The sequence below is a fragment of the Streptomyces sp. NPDC002588 genome (assembly GCF_040295925.1).
In the GTDB taxonomy this organism is placed as follows: domain Bacteria; phylum Actinomycetota; class Actinomycetes; order Streptomycetales; family Streptomycetaceae; genus Streptomyces.
The window spans coordinates 203,937-224,615 of record NZ_JBEOWF010000005.1; the positions used below are offsets into that span (position 1 = coordinate 203,937).

13 protein-coding genes are annotated in these 20,679 nt (G+C 70.6%); 3 read left to right on the forward strand and 10 right to left on the reverse strand.

The genetic code is table 11. From position 1 onward, the window contains the following. Positions 1–65: 65 nt before the first annotated feature. Positions 66–671: a YdbC family protein gene (locus ABT057_RS08035; RefSeq protein WP_352341615.1), complete on the reverse strand. Its 606-nt coding sequence runs from the start codon at positions 669–671 to the stop codon at positions 66–68. A gap of 163 nt (positions 672–834) precedes the next feature. Here ABT057_RS08035 and ABT057_RS08040 point away from each other — a divergent pair, with 163 nt between their 5' ends. Further along, the gene (locus ABT057_RS08040) at positions 835–1,368 is read left to right on the forward strand and encodes a TerD family protein (RefSeq protein WP_352341616.1); all 534 of its coding nucleotides are present in this window, start codon (positions 835–837) and stop codon (positions 1,366–1,368) included. A 219-nt stretch (positions 1,369–1,587) separates the two neighbouring features. Here ABT057_RS08040 and ABT057_RS08045 read toward each other — a convergent pair whose 3' ends face one another. Then, entirely contained in the window at positions 1,588–4,506 is a 2,919-nt protein-coding gene (locus ABT057_RS08045) for a vitamin B12-dependent ribonucleotide reductase (protein ID WP_352341617.1), read from the reverse strand. A 165-nt stretch (positions 4,507–4,671) separates the two neighbouring features. Beyond that, complete coding sequence (gene nrdR, locus ABT057_RS08050; RefSeq protein ID WP_352341618.1) at positions 4,672–5,247, reverse strand: transcriptional regulator NrdR; 576 nt, start codon at positions 5,245–5,247, stop codon at positions 4,672–4,674. Positions 5,248–5,831: 584 nt separating this feature from the next. Here nrdR and lexA point away from each other — a divergent pair. Then, the gene (gene lexA / locus ABT057_RS08055; protein ID WP_057575372.1) at positions 5,832–6,611 is read left to right on the forward strand and encodes a transcriptional repressor LexA; all 780 of its coding nucleotides are present in this window, start codon (positions 5,832–5,834) and stop codon (positions 6,609–6,611) included. A gap of 152 nt (positions 6,612–6,763) precedes the next feature. Here the strand turns inward: lexA and ABT057_RS08060 are convergent, their stop codons facing one another. From ABT057_RS08060 to ABT057_RS08075, 4 genes are all read right to left on the reverse strand, one after another. After that, the gene (locus ABT057_RS08060) at positions 6,764–8,758 is read right to left on the reverse strand and encodes an ATP-dependent DNA helicase (protein WP_352341619.1); all 1,995 of its coding nucleotides are present in this window, start codon (positions 8,756–8,758) and stop codon (positions 6,764–6,766) included. A gap of 274 nt (positions 8,759–9,032) precedes the next feature. Beyond that, the gene (locus ABT057_RS08065) at positions 9,033–9,830 is read right to left on the reverse strand and encodes a GNAT family N-acetyltransferase (protein ID WP_352341671.1); all 798 of its coding nucleotides are present in this window, start codon (positions 9,828–9,830) and stop codon (positions 9,033–9,035) included. Continuing rightward, complete coding sequence (locus tag ABT057_RS08070; protein ID WP_502973818.1) at positions 9,725–11,731, reverse strand: IucA/IucC family protein; 2,007 nt, start codon at positions 11,729–11,731, stop codon at positions 9,725–9,727. The genes ABT057_RS08065 and ABT057_RS08070 overlap by 106 nt, the downstream gene beginning before the upstream one ends. A 149-nt stretch (positions 11,732–11,880) precedes the next feature. After that, positions 11,881–13,401, reverse strand: a complete 1,521-nt coding sequence (locus ABT057_RS08075; RefSeq protein ID WP_352341620.1) for a diaminobutyrate--2-oxoglutarate transaminase family protein — start codon at positions 13,399–13,401, stop codon at positions 11,881–11,883. Positions 13,402–13,681: 280 nt separating this feature from the next. Between ABT057_RS08075 and ABT057_RS08080 the strand changes: the two genes are divergently transcribed. Then, on the forward strand, positions 13,682–14,905 hold the full coding sequence (locus ABT057_RS08080; protein ID WP_352341621.1) for a trypsin-like serine peptidase: 1,224 nt from the start codon (positions 13,682–13,684) through the stop codon (positions 14,903–14,905). 80 nt (positions 14,906–14,985) lie between these two features. On the opposite strand, the gene hflX is transcribed toward ABT057_RS08080, so the two are convergent. The 3 genes from hflX to ABT057_RS08095 all read right to left on the reverse strand — a co-directional run bounded on the left by hflX (position 14,986) and on the right by ABT057_RS08095 (position 20,461). Beyond that, a complete protein-coding gene (hflX, locus tag ABT057_RS08085; protein ID WP_352341622.1) occupies positions 14,986–16,479 on the reverse strand; it encodes a GTPase HflX in 1,494 nt (497 codons plus the stop codon). A gap of 137 nt (positions 16,480–16,616) precedes the next feature. Next, positions 16,617–18,128, reverse strand: coding sequence for a M1 family metallopeptidase (locus tag ABT057_RS08090; RefSeq protein ID WP_352341623.1), 1,512 nt, complete (start codon positions 18,126–18,128; stop codon positions 16,617–16,619). 107 nt (positions 18,129–18,235) lie between these two features. Further along, the gene (locus tag ABT057_RS08095) at positions 18,236–20,461 is read right to left on the reverse strand and encodes a RelA/SpoT family protein (RefSeq protein WP_352341624.1); all 2,226 of its coding nucleotides are present in this window, start codon (positions 20,459–20,461) and stop codon (positions 18,236–18,238) included. Between the last annotated feature and the right edge of the window lie 218 nt (positions 20,462–20,679).

Consider the following 20,679-nt stretch of genomic DNA (forward strand, 5'->3'; position numbering starts at 1 on the left):
GGCACGCGACCGCACACCGTCATCAGGGTCACCAGGCCCGTCCGCGGGTCGCGACGGGAGGTAGCTCAAACCGTCCAGGTCGTCTCCAGCTCCACGATGTCACCGGTGAGGGCGGAGACGTCCGCCTCCGTCTGAGCGCGCAGGGCGAGCCGCTCCACCCGCTCCGCGCGGTACTTCCCGTGCTCGGCCTCCGAACGCCACATCGACAGGACCATGAACTCGTGGCCCGGCGCCTCGGCGAACAGCCCTCTGATCATGCCGGGCGAACCGGCCATGGCGGGGTTCCAGACCTTCTCCTGCATCAGCGTGAAGTGCTCGGCACGCTCCTCGTGGACCCGGCACAGGGCCACCCTCAGCAGGTCGGCGTCGGTGAAACGGGGCTCGAAGCCGGTCTTCACGTCGAAGCGGTAGTCGAACAGCCGTACCTGGGCGTCCTTGAACGTGCCGGACTGGGCCGCCGCCAGTCTGTCGTGGGAGCGTGCCATGAAAGAGTCGTAGAAGGCGCGGCTCTCCCAGAAGGCGAAGACATGCGCGACGGAGGGCCGCCCCCTGCTCCAGCCCCCGCCCTGTCCCCGAAATCCCGGCTCCCCCAGAAGCCCCGCCCACTTTCGCTGTCCCCGTTCGAAACCGCGGCGGTCCACCACGGTGCAGCGAATCCACTTGACCAGCACCGCGCCATGGTAAGGCCCCAGGACGTGGCGTCGGTCACTCTCTGGCGCAGAGCAGTCGTACCGAGGGCCACACGCGCGTGGCAGGATGGACAACCGGCCCTGATGACCGGGCAGTTCGGGCAGTTCGGATGAGGACAGACGGGGAAACGGGGAAGGGGAGTCCGTGAACGGCCTCAACAAGGGGATCCGTAAGATCGAGATCGCGCTGAAGTGGGACCCCAGTGAGGCGGGGCAGCCGCCCACCGATCTGGACATCGTCGCCGCAACGTACCTCGCGAGCGATCCGCACGGGGCGCCCGCCTATGTGGTGCACTTCGACAGTCGGTCGCCCGACGGAACCATCTATCTCAACCGGGACAGCAAGGACGGCAAGGGCTTCGGCTGGGACGAGGTCATGACGCTGGAACTCGACCGCCTGGACACCCGGTACGCGCGCGTGGTGGTCGGTGTCGTCATACAGCAGCAGTCGACGCATCGCTCCTTCGTCAGCGTGCTCAACCCCGGCTTCAGGATCCGGGAGGGCTACACCGTCCTGGACGAGGACGACTTCGGCGGTGTCCTCGGGGCGACGGCGGCCACGATCGGGGAGTTCGTGCGCGAGCCGTCCGACGGGTGGTCGTTCCACTCGGGGGTCCAGGGCTTCGAGGACGACCCGGTGACCTTCACCAGGGTCATGGGCGGGCTGCGCGCGTCCTGAACAAAACACCGAAGGCGGTGAAAACCGAGAACCGGTTCCACCGCCTTCGACGGGCCGTTCAAGATCCGTCAGCCCGTTGCGGGCAACCTGTCGCTGCGCACCAAGGGAGGGGCGCCGGCCCAGGGCCGGCGCCCCTCCCTTCCGAAGATCACGCTTCGGGTTCACCTGGGCCGGATGTCACATCCGACGTGATCCGCTCGGTATCAACCGCGGCCTCCGTCAGCTGCAGCCGCTGGTGGAGCCGCAGCCCTCGCAGATGTAGCAGGAACCGGCCCGCTGCATCTTCGTGCCGCAGGAGAAGCACAGCGGGGCGTCGGCCTGGATGCCCAGCTGCATTTCCACCAGCTCGGCACTGGTGTGGGCCTGCTGGGGCGCGGCCTTGGCCGCCTCGACGCCGGCCTTCGGGGTGGCGACGGCCTTCAGGTCCGTCTGCCGCGGAGCCGACTGCCGCGGGGCCGACTGCGCCAGGCCCTCGACGTCGACGTCCTCCTCGGCCGGCTCGTACGAACCGGTCTCGAGGTGGCGCTGACGCTCCTCGGCGGAGTGGATGCCGAGCGCGGAGCGGGTCTCGAAGGGCAGGAAGTCGAGCGCCAGACGGCGGAAGATGTAGTCGACGATCGACTGCGCCATCCGCACGTCCGGGTCGTCCGTCATACCGGCCGGCTCGAAACGCATGTTGGTGAACTTCGAGACGTACGTCTCGAGCGGCACGCCGTACTGGAGGCCGACGGAGACCGCGATGGAGAACGCGTCCATCATGCCCGCGAGAGTCGAACCCTGCTTCGACATCTTCAGGAAGACCTCGCCGAGACCGTCGTCCGGGTAGGAGTTGGCGGTCATGTAACCCTCGGCGCCACCGACCGTGAAGGAGGTGGTGATGCCGGGACGGCCCTTGGGGAGGCGCTTGCGGACCGGACGGTACTCGACCACCTTCTCGACCGCGGCACGGATCGTGTCCTCGGCCTTCTCGGTGATCTCGGCCTTCTCCTGCTCCTTGGTGTCCTTCGTCTTCGCGGAGAGGGGCTGGCCGACCTTGCAGTTGTCGCGGTAGATCGCGAGCGCCTTGACGCCGAGCTTCCAGGCCTCGAAGTAGATCTCCTCGACCTCCTCGACGGTCGCCGTCTCCGGCATGTTGACCGTCTTGGAGATGGCACCGGAGATCCAGGGCTGGATCGCGGCCATCATGCGGACGTGGCCCATCGGGGAGATGGCGCGCTCGCCCATGGCGCAGTCGAACACCTCGTAGTGCTCGGGCTTGAGGCCGGGGGCGTCGATCACGTTGCCGTTGTCGGCGATGTGGGCGACGACCGCCTCGATCTGCTCCTCCTGGTAGCCCAGGCGGCGAAGGGCCTGCGGAACGGTGCCGTTGACGATCTGCATCGAGCCGCCGCCGACCAGCTTCTTGAACTTGACCAGGGCGAGGTCGGGCTCGACACCGGTGGTGTCGCAGGACATCGCGAGACCGATGGTGCCGGTCGGGGCCAGCACGGACGCCTGGGAGTTACGGAAACCGTTCTTCTCGCCGAGGCGCAGCACGTCCTGCCAGGCCTCCGTCGCGGCGGCCCAGACCGGGGTGTCGAGGTCGTCCATGCGCACGGCCGCGCCGTTGGCGTCGGAGTGCTGCTTCATGACGCGGTTGTGGGCGGCGGCGTTGCGGGCGTAGCCGTCGTACGGGCCGACGACCGAGGCCAGTTCGGCGGACCGGCGGTAGGCGGTGCCGGTCATCAGGGAGGTGATGGCACCGGCCAGGGCACGGCCGCCGTCGGAGTCGTAGGCGTGGCCCGTGGCCATCAGCAGGGCGCCGAGGTTGGCGTAGCCGATGCCGAGCTGGCGGAACGCGCGCGTGTTCTCACCGATCTTCGCCGTGGGGAAGTCGGCGAAGCAGATGGAGATGTCCATCGCGGTGATGACGAGCTCGACGACCTTCTGGAAGCGCTCGGCCTCGAAGGACTGGTTGCCCTTGCTGTCGTCCTTGAGGAACTTCATCAGGTTCAGCGAGGCCAGGTTGCAGGACGTGTTGTCCAGGTGCATGTACTCGCTGCACGGGTTCGACGCGGTGATCCGGCCGGACTCGGGGCAGGTGTGCCAGGTGTTGATGGTGTCGTCGTACTGGATGCCCGGGTCGGCGCAGGCCCAGGCGGCCTCGGCGATCTTGCGGAAGAGCGACTTGGCGTCGACCTCCTCGATCACGTCGCCGGTCATCCGCGCACGGAGGCCGAACTTGCCGCCCTGCTCGACGGACTTCATGAACTCGTCGTTCACGCGGACCGAGTTGTTGGCGTTCTGGTACTGGACGGACGTGATGTCGTCGCCGCCCAGGTCCATGTCGAAGCCCGCGTCGCGCAGGACCCGGATCTTCTCCTCTTCCTTGACCTTGGTCTCGATGAAGTCCTCGATGTCCGGGTGGTCCACGTCGAGAACGACCATCTTGGCCGCGCGGCGGGTGGCGCCACCGGACTTGATGGTGCCGGCGGAGGCGTCGGCGCCCCGCATGAAGGACACCGGGCCGGAGGCGTTGCCACCGGAGGACAGCAGCTCCTTGGAGGAGCGGATGCGGGAGAGGTTCAGGCCGGCGCCGGAGCCGCCCTTGAAGATCATGCCCTCTTCCTTGTACCAGTCGAGGATCGACTCCATGGAGTCGTCGACGGCCAGGATGAAGCAGGCGGAGACCTGCTGGGGCTGCGGGGTGCCGACGTTGAACCAGACGGGGCTGTTGAAGCTGAAGATCTGGTGCAGGAGGGCGTACGCCAGTTCGTGCTCGAAGATCTCGGCGTCGGCGGGTGAGGCGAAGTACTTGTGGTCCTCGCCGGCCGTCCGGTAGGTCTTCACGATGCGGTCGATCAGCTGCTTGAGGCTGACCTCGCGCTGGGGGGTGCCGACGGCACCGCGGAAGTACTTGCTGGTGACGATGTTGACCGCGTTCACCGACCAGAAGTCGGGGAACTCGACGCCACGCTGCTCGAAATTGACCGAGCCGTCGCGCCAGTTGGTCATGACGACGTCACGGCGCTCCCAGACCACCTCGTCGTACGGGTGCACGCCGGGGGTGGTGTGGATGCGCTCGATGCGCAGGCCCTTGGTGGTCTTGGCGCCCTTCGCTCGGGAACCTCGTGCCGGACCGCTCGCCGTCTCTGTCATGCCGCCTCCCTGTACAGGCAAAAACGCCCTGAAATGCCACGATGTTCCCGTGGCACGGTGTTGTGTCTGGTGCTGCGGGCATGCATTCGCCTGGCCCCCAGCAAGTCTTGGTCCGCCGCCGCCCCGGCCGGATCCGGGTCCGTCGGACCGGTTCCGGCCGCCGGGTCAGTCGGCGGCGTGGGCGGGCTCGAGGACCTGCGCAGTCCCTCCGGGCCCGCCGTCGTCTTCCCGGCCCCCCGTGACAGCGCCTGTGGCGCCTTCCGGGTACGCGCGGTCGTCGTCCGCGCCGGGAGGTCCCGCCTGGTCCCTGAGTTCCGCGATGGCGGCCTCGAAGTCCTCGAGCGAGTCGAACGCCCGGTAGACGGAGGCGAATCGCAGATAGGCGACGAGGTCGAGTTCCTGCAGCGGGCCGAGTATGGCCAGTCCCACGTCGTGGGTGGTCAGCTCGGCGCTTCCGGTGGCCCGCACCGCCTCCTCGACCCGCTGGCCGAGCTGGGCGAGCGCGTCCTCGGTGACGGGCCGTCCCTGGCATGCCTTGCGCACGCCGTTGATGACCTTGGTGCGGCTGAACGGCTCGGTGACTCCGGACCGCTTCACCACCATGAGTGAGCACGTCTCCACGGTGGTGAAACGACGGGCGCAGTCAGGGCACTGGCGGCGCCTGCGGATCGACGTGCCGTCGTCCGTCGTACGGCTGTCGACGACACGGCTGTCGGGGTGCCTGCAGAAGGGACAGTGCATGAACTCCAACCCTCCTCACAGCAGACTCAATGGCCTCGCCGGGCCTCATGGGCCCCTCGAAGCAGCCCCAAGCATAGGGGATCCATGAGCATCCGAAGACACGGGGGACCACAACTTCTGGGCTGCGAGCCTCATCCAACCACTACATGTGGGGATTGGCTCTTACACACACACCACGCCCGGCGTGTCGCAGTCGTACGGTCACAGCCCGTGCATCACGGACGGCACAACGACCTCGGGAACACTCCTCGCACGCGCGCGTGCGAGGTGTGGAGTCGCGGCACATACGGCGATACCGTGGGCGCCGCAGGGAGGTCGGGTGGGACTCTCGCACAGAGCGTGCCCGGCAACCGGTCGACCGGCGGCCGGATGGCAGACTGGGGCGACACCTCACAAGGGCGGCGACCCCGGCGGTGAAGGGTACAACAACGGACCCTTTTTCCCACCGGGCAGCACGTTAGCCATACACCCAGATACATGATCAAGTCAGGCTATCCACGCTTTTTCACTCGAACGTGTGTTTGGCGCAACCTTTCGAAAGCAACTACCGTTGTGCAGCAGGGAGACCATCGAGAGGGGCCGACGTGACCACCACCGCAGACAGTGCCACCATCACCGCCCAGGACCGCTCCCAGGGCCGACTCGAGCCGGTGCATGCGATGAACGAAGCCATGAACCCGGAGGGACACAAGCGTTCCCTGCCGGGCCGACCTCCAGGCATCCGGGCGGACAGCTCGGGCCTGACCGACCGGCAGCGCCGGGTGATCGAGGTCATCAGGGACTCCGTGCAGCGGCGCGGCTACCCGCCGTCCATGCGGGAGATCGGCCAGGCCGTCGGCCTGTCCAGCACCTCGTCTGTGGCGCACCAGCTGATGGCCCTGGAACGCAAGGGCTTCCTGCGCCGCGACCCGCACCGGCCGCGCGCGTACGAGGTGCGCGGTTCCGACCAGGCCGCATCCGTGCAGCCCACGGACACCGCCGGCAAGCCCGCCGCGTCGTACGTCCCGCTGGTCGGCCGGATCGCCGCCGGTGGCCCGATCCTCGCCGAGGAGTCCGTCGAGGACGTCTTCCCTCTCCCCCGGCAGCTCGTGGGCGACGGTGAGCTTTTCGTGCTGAAGGTCGTCGGCGACTCGATGATCGAGGCCGCGATCTGTGACGGCGACTGGGTCACCGTTCGCCGCCAGCCCGTCGCCGAGAACGGCGACATCGTGGCCGCCATGCTCGACGGCGAGGCGACCGTGAAGCGCTTCAAGCGTGAGGACGGCCATGTGTGGCTCCTCCCGCACAACGCGGCGTACGAGCCCATCCCCGGCGACGACGCGACCATCCTCGGCAAGGTGGTGGCCGTACTGCGGCGCGTCTGAGTGCGGCGGGCGGTCGACCTGCTCCGCCCCCTCCGACTGGGCCCCGGGATCCCTGCGCCGGTTCCGGGGCCCTGTGCTGCGCCCGCGGCCCTGCGTCGCAGAAGTGCCCCCTCCGGGGTCCGTCCCGACACCACGACGGACCCCTGTCTCGCTCACTCCTCCTCGGCCGGCTCCTCGGCCTGCCGGGCCGTCGCCGCCGCGTCGATCGCCGCGAGCGACTTGCGGACCTGGTCGCGGTCGGTGGTGTACCAGAAGTCCGGCATGGACGCCTTGAGATAACTGCCGTACCGGGCTGTCGCCAGCCGCTGGTCCAGTACGGCGACCACACCCCGGTCCCCCGACGCGCGCACGAGACGGCCCGCGCCCTGCGCCATCAGCAACGCCGCGTGTGTGGCGGCGACGGCCATGAAGCCGTTGCCCCCCGCATCCTCCACCGCCTTCTGACGGGCGCTCATCAGCGGGTCGTCCGGACGCGGGAACGGGATCTTGTCCATGACCACCAGCTGACAGCTGGGTCCGGGCACGTCCACGCCCTGCCAGAGCGACAACGTCCCGAAGAGACACGTCTTCGGGTCCGCCGCGAAGTTCTTGATCAGCTCGCCCAGGGTCTCCTCGCCCTGAAGGAGGATCGGGAACTCGGGAATGCGGCCCCGCAGTTCCTCGGCGGCGAGCTGGGCGGCCCGCATGGAGGAGAAGAGCCCGAGCGTGCGTCCACCGGCCGACTGGATCAGTTCGGTCAGCTCGTCCAGCATGTCCCCGCGGTCGCCGTCCCGCGCCGGGCGCGACAGGTGCTTGGCGACATAGAGGATGCCCTGCTTGCGGTAGTCGAAGGGGGAACCGACATCGATCCCCTTCCACTGGGGCAGGTCCTCGCCCTCCGTCCCCTCCGGGGCGAGCCCCAGCGAGGCGCCCACCCCGTTGAAGTCCCCGCCCAGCTTCAGGGTCGCCGAGGCCAGGGTCACGGACCGGTCCGCGAAGAGCTTCTCGCGCAGCAGCCCGGACACGGACATGGGAGCGACACGCAGGGAGGCACCGAAGCGGTCGTGCCGTTCGTACCAGACGACGTCGTACTCGGAGCCGCCCACGATCCGCTCCGCCACGTCGTGCACCGACTCCACCGACGCGAGCGCCTGCTTGCGGACCGCGTCCTCGTCCTGGACGGACTTGTCGCGGGTCGCGCCGATCGCGGAGATGACGGTGCGCGCAGCGTCGCGCAGTGCCATGAGGGCGTAGCCGAGGTCTTCCGGGATCTCCTCCAGACGGCCCGGCAGCGCCAGCTCCATCAGCCGCTCGAAGCCCTCGGCCGCGGTCTGCAACTGGTCGGCGGCCTTCTCGTTGACCAGCTTCGCCGCGCGCCGCACCGCGCGGTTGACCTGGCCCGGGGTGAGCTCCCCGGTGGCGACGCCGGTGACCCTCGAGACCAGTTCGTGCGCCTCGTCGACGATCAGCACCTCGTGCTGCGGGAGAACCGGGGCGCCCTCGATGGCGTCGATGGCCAGGAGGGCGTGGTTGGTGACGACGACCTCGGACAGCTTGGCGCGCTCACGCGCCATCTCGGCGAAGCACTCGGCGCCGTACGCGCACTTCGTCGCGCCCAGGCACTCCCGGGAGGACACCGACACCTGGGCCCAGGCCCGGTCGGAGACACCGGGGGTGAGGCCGTCGCGGTCGCCGGACTCGGTCTCGTCGGCCCAGTCACGCAGCCGCAGCAGGTCCTGGCCCAGCTTGCTGGTGGGCGCGGCCGCCTCGAACTGGTCGAAGAGGCCCTCCTCCTCGTCCTGCGGGACGCCTTCGTGCAGGCGGTGCAGGCACAGGTAGTTCGACCGGCCCTTCAGCATCGCGAACTCGGGGCGTCGGCGCAGGAGTGGATGCAGCGCCTCGACCGTGCGCGGCAGGTCCCGCTCCACGAGCTGGCGCTGCAGCGCGAGGGTGGCCGTCGCGACCACGACGCGCTCCCCGTGCGCGAGCGCCGGCACGAGGTAGCCCAGCGACTTACCGGTACCGGTGCCGGCCTGGACCAGCAGATGGGAACCGTCGTCGATGGCCTCCGCGACGGCTTCGGCCATGGTCACCTGGCCGGGGCGCTCCGTACCGCCGACTGCGGCGACGGCGGCATGCAGGAGTTCGGGGAGTGAGGGCTTCGTCATAGCGCGACCACCCTACGGCTCGGCACTGACAAACAGGTGATCGCGCAGGTGGCCGGGGAGGACGGCGAGGGCGGAGTCGGTGACGGAATCACGGTGCGGGCTTCTCGGAATCGGGGCCGGCGGGGCCTGGTGGGACAGTCGGCGGAGTCGGCGAGGTCTGCTGTTGGAACCGGGTGCGGGGCGGCCTCGGAAAAATCTTCGGGGATTCTCGGGTCGGCTGGGAACCGGCCCGGCACGCAAGGCGTTCTCTCTGTGACGGCACGAGCACGAAGCGTCACAGCAGATCGCAGGGATTCCTTTCCCTGATCATGAGGGCGGCCCGCTTGTCCGGCAGGTCGACCTCGGCAGAGAAGCGGAAACCGGCGGCGAGAAAGGCGGCGATGGAAGGGATGTTGCGCAGATCGGGTTCGGCGAGGACACGTGAGCATGCGGGTCTCCTGTCCAGTACGAGGTCGGCGACGGCCCTCAGCAGCCGGCCGCCCAGTCCTCGCCCGCGGGCGGTCGCGTCGCCGATGAGCAGATGGATGCCGATGTCGTGAGGTCGGGCCGGGTAGTGGCGGGCCAGAGGGCCGAGATCCGCCCGGTAGATCTCCCAGTAGCTCATCGGCGTGCCCTCCAGCAGGCCGAGACAGGGGACGCTGTGGTGGTCGGCGGTGAGCTGTCGGCGGAGGTGCCGCTCGGTGACGCTCCGGGGACCCGCCAGTTCCCAGTACACGGCTACGGCCGGGTCGTTCATCCACCGGCCGATGCGGGGAAGGTCCCGTTCGACCTGGACGGGGACGAGGTGGAAGGAACCCACGGGTGTGCCTGTGGGTCCCCAGTCGCCGACGCTGTCGGTCGGCGGGCGCGGCGGATTCTCGCCTCCGTCCGGACCCGCGGCGGGGGCGCTGCCGGCGACGGCGCACATGTCGACGACGGGGGGCACCCGTGGCTCCTCTCGATCCGGTATGGCGATGTGCGGACGATTCAGGAGTGAAGGGGGTTGGCGATGGTCACGTACACGGACTGGGTGTCCACCGGTCCGACGAGTTCGTCCAGGCCGTACAGCCGGGTCAGCAGATTGGCCTTGCAGCGCAGCACGGGTGAGTCGAGCAGACGGGCCGGCAGCGGGCTGCGCGACCGGCCGGGGCCGGAGGCCGCGGCGGCCAGGAAGCCGCGGAAGGCGGCGAGCAGCAGCTGTTCGTCGGCGAGATGCTGGGAGCCGAAGGCGCCGATGAGTCCGAGCACGTTGTTGATACCGAGGTAGTAGGCGAAGCGCTCGTCGGTGACCTCGTCGGGGACGAAGGTGTCGCTGTGCTCACCGATGCCGGGCAGCCGGGCTTCGAGCGCCGCGCGGTGGGAGTCACGGAAGTAGTAGCCCTGGTTGTCTCGGTAGCGGCCGCCCGTGGGCCAGCCGGCGGGATCCAGCAGGAGGAGCGTGTTCTGCTGGTGCGCCTCCAGAGCGATGCCCGCCTCACCGTCGAGCCAGAGGACGGGGCGTACGACGTGCTCCAGGTAGCGCAGGAACCACTCGGCGGCGACCGCCCCGAGCGGACGTCCTGTCCGCCGGGCGAGGCGGGTGACGACCGCGGCCAGCCGCGAGGTCTGGCCGGCAGCGGCCTCGGGGGCGGCCGGGAGCGTCCCGACCTGCGGGTCGTCTTGCGCGGTGGTCGCCTGGGGGGCTCGGGTGCAGGGCCGGGGTGAGACAAGGCCGGCGACGCAGGACACGTCGTCCGTCGGGGTGAACGGGTTGTGCCGGATCACCACGTCGAGTCCCGGTACCGGAAGTCCGTCCGCCGTGTCCACGGCGAGCCACGCCGGGTCGCGGACGATGTCGAAGCCGGGGTGGGCTGCCCGCCACTGTGTCGACAGGCCCGTCCGCAGCAGTCGGTGCATCTCGACGCCGCGGTGCAGTTCCTTGCGCAGGTTCTCCCGGCGGGAGTTGGTGATGCGCAGGCCCAGCGACAGTTTGAGCATCGCGGGGGCGCCGGTGCGGTGCACGGTGCGTACGGAGGAAGTGGGGTGCCACGGAAGGCCGTGCGCGCCGAGGTCCCGGAGCAGTCCGGCGTCGAGCAGGGCCGCGACCTCGGGGCGGTTCACGGCCTGGCGCAGCTGCCAGGGATGCAGCGGAAGGGCCGCGTAGCCGTCGGGCAACGGCAGGGCGGTCTCCGCGAGCCGGGAGGTCAGCCGGTCGGCGGCCACGGTACGGCCGCTTTCCGTCCAGGCGGAGTCGGTGGCGAGCAGGGAAGGAGCGACAGCCAGCCAGTGCAGGGGGAAGGAGCCGCGCGACTCGGGTGAGTACAGCCGGCCTTCGGCGTCCGAGAGGCCTTCCCGGCTTTTCGGGGTCGGATGCAGGGGGTGTCCGAGGACGAGAGCCTGCTCGGCGGAGAGGAACAGATCGGGTCCGTCGGCGGGGTGTTTCCGGCGTTCGCGGATGAACTCGGCGCTGCGGCGGACGGAGTCGGCGACACGGGCCACGAGGTCGGCGGATTCAGGGGCCGGGCCGTGTGCTCCGGGTGCCTCGCGGGACAGCAGCGCCGCAAGGGTGACGGCGTCGACGGGTGGGGACTGCTCGGGGGCGCCGGCCAGGCGCGGCGGGCCGAAACGGTGCCAGCCGGTGGGGGACCAGTAGCGGACCGGGGCGAGCAGGGCGGTGCCGCTGGTGGGCAGCGGCACTCGGAGGGTGCCGTTGTCGGGGGCGGGCAGGCCCGCCTCGCGGACCCAGCAGCGCAGCAGGTTCTCCGTGGCGGCGGCCGTGGCCGCGGTATGGGGGTCCGGGTGGTGCAGGAGGTCGGCCGGGCCGGTGTGCGGCGGTGCGGTCCGCTCGGCGGTGTCACGCAGTTGGCGGGGGACGGAAACGGTCGGTGGGCGGGGGCCCGAGGGAACGGAAGGGGCGGACGCAGGTGTGGAGGACACGGAGGAGGTGGACGCTGGTGCGCGGGATGCGGCGGAGGCGGGATCCGGGGCACCGACGGACTGGGGGGTGGTGTTCACGGTCGTTCCTCATGGGGTGGGGCGGGCCCGGTCTGCGGGGCGGCGGGCCGGGACGCGGGAGGGGGCGCGGTTTCGCGAGGGTGACGGGGGGTGCGGGCGTCGAGCGCGGGAGGCCGGTGGGCGAGCGGGGCCGCGGTCGGCGGCTCGGGTCATCCCGCCTGTTCGGCACGGCCACGCCGGTGCCGGTTTCGCCCGGGTGGTGGCTTCCGCCACTTGTCCTCGCCGTCGCGCGGGCGGTTCTCGTGGCCGCGGGCGGCCGACTCAATGGCGTCGGCCAGCCGGTCGAGTACGGCGGCCGCTTGTTCGTCGGTGATCGTCAGGGGCGGGAGCAGTCGTACGACGCCGGCGTGGCGGCCACCGAGTTCGACGATGAGTCCCCGCCGCAGGCACTCCCGCCGGACGGCGGCGGCCAGTTCGGGGGCGGCGGGGTGCGCGGCCCGAGCCGGGAAGCAGGTCTCGGTCGCCGGCTCCCCCTCCGGGTCGACCATCTCGATCCCGATCATCAGCCCGCGCCCCCGTACGTCCCCCATGCACGGGAAGTCCTCGGCGAGGCGCCGGAGCCGCTCCAACAGGTGGGCTCCCAGGGCGGCGGCGCGTTCGGCGAGGCGGTTCTCGCGGACGTGCGCGAGGGTGGCTGCGCCCGCGGCCATGGCGAGCTGGTTGCCGCGGAAGGTGCCGGCGTGGGCGCCGGGTTCCCAGACGTCGAGGTCGTCACGGTAGACGACGACGGCCAGGGTCAGGCTGCCCCCGATGGCCTTGGACAGGACCATCACATCGGGGATGACCCCGCTGTGTTCCACCGCCCAGAACGCGCCGGTGCGGCCCACGCCGGTCTGGACCTCGTCGGCGATGAGGGGGATGGAGCGGTCGGCCGTGATCTGCCGCATGCGCCGCATCCAGGCATCGGGAGCCGGGATCACCCCGCCCTCGCCCTGGACGGGTTCGAGGATCATGCCGGCGGGCCGCCGGACACCGGACTTGGGGTCGTCAAGGACGGATTCGGTCCAGCGGGCGGCGAGTTCGGCGCCGCGTTCGCCGCCGACGCCGAACGGACAGCGGTAGTCCTGTGGATAGGGCAGGCGCGCCACCCGGACGTCGGGTGCGCCGCCGGAGGCTTCGAGGGAGCCGCTGGTCATGCCGTGGTAGGCACCGGTGAAGGCCAGCACGCCCGGACGGCCGGTGGCGGCGCGGACCAGTTTGAGCGCGGCCTCCACGGCGTCGGTGCCCGCGGGGCCGCAGAACTGCACGCGCGCGTGCTCGGCGAGTCCGGGCGGCAGGGTGCGGAACAGTTCGGTGATGAAGGCGTCCTTGACCGGGGTGGCGAGGTCGAGCACGTGCAGGGGCGCGCCCGAGTCGAGGACCTTGCGGATGGCCTCCAGCACGACGGGATGGTTGTGGCCGAGGGCGAGGGTGCCGGCGCCGGAGAGACAGTCGAGGTAACGGCGGCCGTCCGCGCCCTCGATGGTCAGCCCCCGGGCCCGTACCGGCACGATGGGCAGCGCGCGGGCATAGGTGCGCGCCGCCGACTCGCGTGCCGACTGGCGCCTCAGGATCCCCTCATGGGCGGACCGCGCGCCCGTCTGTCTCCCGGCGGCGGACGCCCCGACGGGCGAAGTCGCGGTGGCACACCCGGAGGGGGTCTCCTCGGGCACTGGCTCGGTCACGGCCATGGCTCCCTGTCCTCCCGCTGTCCGGAGGGCCGGGCACAGGCAGCGGACCCCCATGGCTACCAACCCGGGACGGCCCGCCCGGTTACGGGTTGGTTCAAGATCCTTGCCGTGACGGAACCGTTGCCCTCCTGTCGGAAGTCCCCTACTGCGAGCGCATATCGTGTGAGGGCATTGCACACGGCCGTGAGACCCGCCTGAACTCGCTATGAGGTCGGGATGAGTTCCAGCTCGCGGGAGCGGCCGGGGCTCGAAATTCGTTGACAGCAGGGGGAGTCAGACCATGCATTCGATACGGCCGTCGTTCACCGCTCGCCGAGGGCGGACCGCGCGTCGCAGAACCTCCCCCGTGCTCGGTGCCGTCGCCCTCGCCTCGGTGCTGGTGCTCACCGCGACCGCCTGCGACTCGGGCGACACCGACGCGGGCAGCCAGGCCGGCGCGTCGGCCACGGCCGGCGGAGACGGAAAGATCACGATCCCGGACGACATCAAGGACCGTCTCAAGGACCACGGGATCGATCTCGACAAGTGGAAGAACGGCGCCTGGAAGAACTGGGACAAGGACGACTGGCTGCGCGAGGCGCAGGACTACATCAACCCGATCATCAAGGGACTGTGGGACCCGGACCGGATGCGGGAGGCCGAGGACCCGGACCGCGGCGTGGACGACAACGACCTCTCCGGTGACCAGGGCGTGACCGACCCGACGCCCGAGGCCGTGGACGCGCAGGCCGTGCCGACGACGTACCACGCCAACGCGCCCGAGGCGGGCAAGGTGTTCTTCGACGCGCCCGAGGGCACGATGGTGTGCTCGGCGACGGTCGTGGAGGACCCGGCGCACCCCGGCAAGTCCAACCTGGTGTGGACGGCGGGCCACTGTGTGCACGCGGGCAAGAAGGGCGGCTGGTACCGCAACATCGCGTTCGTGCCGTCGTACAACGACAAGGGCCTGTCGTCCGAGCAGATGCAGGCGGCCACCCGGGAGCAGGCTGCTCCGTACGGCGTCTGGTGGGGCGACTGGGTGAAGACCTCGGACCAGTGGATCGCACAGGGCGGGCAGACGGGCGGTGACGGTGCGCCGTACGACTTCGCCGTCATCCATGTGACGCCGGAGGCGGGCGGTTCCGGCAAGTCGCTGGAGGAGACGGTCGGTTCGGCGCTGCCGGTGGACTTCGACGCTCCGGCGGTGCCGAAGGTGGACAGCATCACCGCGACGGGCTACCCGGCGGCCGAGCCGTTCGACGGGCAGAAGCTCTACCAGTGCAAGGACAAGCCGGGGCGGCTGTCGTTCAGCGATTCGGACCCGACGATGTACCGCATCGGCTGCACGATGACCGGTGGTTCGTCCGGCGGCGGCTGGGTGGCCACGGGGTCGGACGGCAAGCCGGCGCTGGTGTCCAACACCTCGATCGGCCCGGTGAGTTCGGGGTGGCTCGCGGGACCGAGGCTGGGTGAGGTCGCCAAGGGCGTGTACGACTCGGTGAGCGACAAGTTCGCCGGGCAGTAGCCGGCGGCAGCGGCAGACGGAAGGCCCGCCCCCCGTGAGAAGCAGGGGGCGGGCCTTCGTGGTCCGCGCGACGTATGGGCTCAGGCCACCGGCGCCGGGACGTACGGCGCGAGGTCCGCCGCGAGTTCCTCGTGCACCCGCACCTTCAGCAGGGTGCCCTCCGCGGTGTGCTCGGCGGAGATGACCTCGCCCTCGGTGTGGGCACGGGCGACCAGCTTGCCGTGGGTGTACGGCACGAGCGCCTCGATCTCGACCGAGGGCCGCGGCAGTTCGTCGTCGATCAGCGCGAGCAGTTCCCTGATGCCCTTGCCGCTACGGGCCGAGACCGCGATGGAGCGCTTCTCGACCCGCATCAGCCGCTGAAGGGTCAGCGGGTCGGCCGCGTCCGCCTTGTTGATCACGACGATCTCGGGCACCTGGACGGCGCCCACGTCACGGATCACCTCGCGTACGGCTGCCAGCTGCTCCTCCGGGTTCGGGTGCGAGCCGTCCACCACGTGCAGGATCAGGTCGGACTCGCCGACCTCCTCCATGGTGGAGCGGAACGCCTCGACCAGGTGGTGCGGCAGGTGCCGGACGAACCCGACCGTGTCGGCCAGTGTGTACAGGCGGCCGCTCGGGGACTCGGCCCGGCGGACGGTGGGATCCAGGGTCGCGAACAGGGCGTTCTCGACCAGGACGCCCGCGCCGGTGAGGCGGTTGAGCAGCGAGGACTTGCCGGCGTTGGTGTAGCCCGCGATGGCGACGGAGGGCACCTTGTGGCGCTTTCGCTCCTTGCGCTTGATCTCGCGGCCGGTCTTCATCTCCGCGATCTCCCGGCGCATCTTCGCCATCTTCTCGCGGATCCGCCGCCGGTCCGTCTCGATCTTGGTCTCACCGGGACCACGGGTGGCGAGGCCGCCGCCCTTGCCGCCGCCCATCTGACGGGACAGCGACTGACCCCAGCCTCGCAGCCGCGGCAGCATGTACTGCATCTGCGCGAGCGCGACCTGCGCCTTGCCCTCTCGGGACTTGGCGTGCTGGGCGAAGATGTCGAGGATCAGGGCCGTACGGTCGATCACCTTGACCTTGACGACGTCCTCGAGGTGGATCAGCTGGCCCGGGCTGAGCTCACCGTCGCAGATGACGGTGTCCGCGCCCGTCTCGAGAACGATGTCGCGCAGTTCGTCGGCCTTGCCGGAGCCGATGTAGGTGGCCGCGTCGGGCTTGTCCCGGCGCTGGATCACGCCGTCGAGCACGAGTGCGCCCGCGGTCTCCGCGAGGGCGGCGAGCTCCGCGAGTGAGTTGTCCGCGTCCTGCGCGGTCCCCGAGGTCCAGACGCCCACGAGCACGACCCGCTCCAGGCGGAGCTGTCGGTACTCGACCTCGGTGACGTCCTCGAGCTCGGTGGAGAGGCCCGCGACGCGGCGCAGGGCCGCGCGCTCGGAGCGGTCGAACTGATCGCCGTCCCGCTCTCCGTCGATCTCGTGGCTCCAGGCGACGTCCTCTTCCATCAGGGCATCGGCCCGAAGACCTTCGGGATAGGTGTGCGCGAAGCGCTTGGTGTCCTGGGAAGGGGAAGAAGAGGAGGTCATTGGGTCCTTACGTCGTTGGGGATGCCGGTTCGGCGCTCTCGGTGATGAACAACGCCCGGGCACTCCGGGAGATTCCCGTGCCCCGTGCCGCGCCGACCCGACGATGGTCGCACGGTACGGCCCGTCTCGTCACGGCCTTATTTCTTCGCGCCCCGTGCCGCCGCGCGCCAGTCGGGGTGGCCGGGCATCGGCGGGGTCTTCTCGCCGTACAGCCAGCTCTGGAAGAAGGCTCCGAGGTCGCGGCCGGAGATCTCCTCCGCGAGCTGCCGGAAGTCGGCCGTACCGGCGACGGAGTCCCGGTGGTCGCGTACCCAGTCCCGTTCCAGCTGCTCGAACGCCTGTACGCCGATCTCCTGGCGCAGGGCGTACAGCACGAGAGCGGCGCCGTCGTAGACGTTCGGACGGAAGATGCCGATCTTCTGGCCGGGCTCGGGCGGATCGGGAAGCGCGGGCGGACCTCCGGCGGCGCGCCAGCGGTCGGATGCGGCGTACGCCGCTTTCATGCGCGCCTCGAGGGTGAGGCCCCCCTTGTCCTGCGCGTACAGGGCTTCGTACCAGGTGGCGTGCCCCTCGTTGAGCCACAGGTCGGACCAGGTGCGTGGGCTGACACTGTCGCCGAACCACTGGTGGGACAGCTCGTGCACCATGATCGACTCGAGGTACCACCTGGGGTAGCCCGGCTCGGTGAAGAGGCTCTTCTCGAAGAGGGAGAGGGTCTGCGTCTCGAGCTCGAAGCCCGTGGAGGCCTCCGCCATGAGCAGGCCGTACGTCTCGAAGGGGTAGGGGCCGACCCTGTCCTCCATCCAGGCGATCTGGTCGGGGGTCTTCGTCAGCCAGGGTTCGAGGATCTCGCGGTCCTTGGCGGGCACGACGTCCCGGACGGGCAGGCCGTGCGGGCCGTCGCGGTGCAGGACCGCGGAGCGGCCGATGGACACCTGGGTGAGCTCGGTGGCCATGGGGTGCCGGGTGCGGTACGTCCAGGTCGTCGTTGCGCCGTCCCCGCCGTCGCCGCGGTGCCGGTCGGCGCCGGCCGGGAGTCCGTTGGCGACGGCCGTGTAGTCGCTGGGGGCGGTGATCCGGATGGTGAACATCGCCTTGTCGGAGGGGTGGTCGTTGCACGGGAACACCAGGTGGGCGACATCGGCCTGGTTGGCCATGGCGAGGCCGTCCGCGGTGCGCACCCAGCCGCCGTCCCGGTCTGCGCCGCTCACCGGGTCGCTGGTGTGCCGCACGGTGATGCGCACCCGGCTGCCCGGCACCAGCGCGTCCCGCGGGGTCACGACCAGGTCGTCGCCTGTGCTCTCGAAGGCGGTGGGCCTGCCGTCGACCTCCACCGAGTCGACCTCGCCGTGGGCGAAGTCCAGGTTGATCCGCTCCAGGTCGGTGGTGGTCCAGGCGTCGATGGTGGTGACGGCCTGGAGCGCCTTGCTGTTGGACCCGGAGTAGGTGAAGGAGAGGTCGTACGACGTCACGTCGTAGCCGGGGTTGCCGAGATACGGGAAGAGGCGGTCGCCGACGCCCAGCGGAGTCGCCGGGGCGCTCGCGGCGACGAGGCAGACGGAGACCGCCGAGGCGAGCAGCGCGGACTTCAGCCGGCGGGAGGCGGCGGCGCGGGGCCGGTGGGGCCGGGAGCGGGGAGTGAGCGGCATGCACCACGGCTACCAGCGCGCACGGGTCCCGCAACGACGACTCGCGCCGGGCCACCCGAACGGGTTGCTCCCGAACGGGTTGCCCCGGCACGTGTGCGGTGCTCGGCTCAGGACGCCGACGCCGGGTGCTGGGCGCGGCTCACGTCGTAGACCCCCGGGACGTTGCGCATGGCGCGCATCAGGGTGGGGAGGTGGGCCGCGTCGGGGAGCTGGACGGTGTAGGTGTGGCGTACGCGCTGCTGGCTCGGGGGCTCCACGGTCGCGGCGACGATCTCGGCGCCCTCCAGGGCCATCGCCTCGGTGAGATCGGCGAGCAGATGGGGACGGCCGAACGATTCGGCGACCAGGGTGACCCGGCACTCGGTGGTGTCCCCCCAGCGCACGTCGATCGCCTCGCGCCCCGCCTCCGCCATGCGCGCCACTGCGGCGCACTCCACGCGGTGCACGGTCACCACTCCCCCGCGCACGGCGAAACCGGTGACCTCGTCGGCCGGTACGGGCGTGCAGCACCCGGCGAGCCGGACGCCGGCGTCGGGCCGGTCCACGACGGTGATCGCGGCGTCCGCCCGGGAGGGCGGGGCGTCGGCATCGGCGTCTTCGTCGGCGTCGGCGGAGTCCGGCGCCGGGGCGCCGGCCACGGGCCGTCCGAAGGGGTCGACGGCGCGGTCGGCAGCCTCGTCGGCCGGCCGGTCGAGCCCCTCCTCCGGGTCCGCCGGGGCGGGGTGTGTCGCCAGCCACCGCTGGATGGCGATCCGGGCGGCGGGGGTGTGGGCGTGCTCCAGCCACTCCCTGGAGGGCTCCGAAGCAGGGTCCTGGCCCATGAGGAGCTGGACGGTGTCGCCGTCCCGCAGGACCGTGCTGAGGGTCGCCAGGCGCCCGTTCACTCGGGCGCCGATGCAGGCGTGCGCGTCCTCGCCGTACTGCGCGTAGGCGGCGTCCACGCAGGTGGCTCCGTCGGGCAGGCCGAGGGCGCCGCCGTCGGGGCGGAAGACGGTGATCTCCCGGTCCTGGGCGAGGTCCTCGCGCAGGGTGGACCAGAAGGTGTCCGGGTCGGGTGCGGCCTCCTGCCAGTCGAGGAGGCGGGAGAGCCAGCCGGGCCGGGTGGGGTCGACGCGCTCCCCGTCGGCCGGGACCGCGCCGCCCGGTACCGCCTCCCCGGTCTGCTCCTCGGCCGGAGCGGCGTAGGGATTGCCGAGCGCGACGACGCCGGCCTCGGCGACCTTGTGCATCTGGTGGGTGCGGATGAGGACTTCGGCGACCTGGCCGTCCTCGCGGGCGACCGCGGTGTGCAGCGACTGGTACAGGTTGAACTTGGGTACGGCGATGAAGTCCTTGAACTCCGAGACGACCGGGGTCATACAGGTGTGCAGTTCGCCGAGGACCGCGTAGCAGTCCGCGTCCTCCTGCACCAGCACCAGCAGCCGGCCGAAGTCGCAGCCGCGCAGTGTGCCGCGCTTGCGGGAGACGCGGTGGACGGAGACGAAGTGGCGTGGCCGGATGAGGACTTCGGCCTGGATGCCGGCCTCCCGCAGGACCACGCGCATCGCGTCGGCGAACTCGGCGAGCGGGTCGTCCGCGCGTGAGGCGTTGTCGACGATCAGCTCGCGGGTGTGCTTGTACTCCTCGGGATGGAGGATCGCGAAGACGAGGTCCTCGAGTTCGGTCTTGAGGGCCTGGACGCCGAGGCGTTCGGCGAGCGGGATGAGGACGTCCTTGGTCACCTTGGCGATGCGCACCTGTTTCTCGGGGCGCATCACGCCGAGGGTGCGCATGTTGTGCAGCCGGTCGGCGAGTTTGATCGACATCACGCGGACGTCGCTGCCGGTGGCGACGAGCATCTTGCGGAAGGTCTCGGGTTCGGCGGCGGCGCCGTAGTCGACCTTCTCCAGCTTCGTGACGCCGTCGACGAGGTAGCGCACCTCCTCGCCGAACTGTTCCCGTACCTGCTCGAGCGTCACATCGGTGTCCTCGACGGTGTCGTGGAGCAGAGAGGCCGTCAAGGTGGTGGTCTCGGCGCCGAGTTCGGCGAGGATCAGGGTCACGGCGAGCGGGTGGGTGATGTACGGCTCGCCGCTCTTGCGCATCTGGCCGCGGTGCGAGGACTCGGCGAGCACGTACGCGCGGCGCAGGGGTTCGAGGTCGGCGTCGGGATGGTGGGCGCGGTGGGCCTCGACGACATGGCCGATCGCGTCGGGCAGCCTGCCGCGGGAGGCGGGGCCGAGCAGCGCGGCCCGCCCCAGGCGGCGCAGGTCGATCCGGGGACGGCTTCGTCTGCGGGCCGCGGCCGGTACTACCGGGCCTGGGGTCGCAGGGTTCGTTGCCTCCGCACTCATGGGCACCTCCGGCTGCGTGGACCGGCGGACGGGGTGTCCCAGGGCGGACACGGCTCAGGGGACTGGTGATGTCCCCCGTCCGGGCCGGTGCTTGATGCTACCGAGCCCATCACGTGCGACTGACCGCCTCTCGCCGAGCGTGAAACGGATCACCCATTCGAGCGACGGTTCGGAGGTTTACGGTTTTGCGCCACGGGAGTTGGGGCTGTTCGTCACTT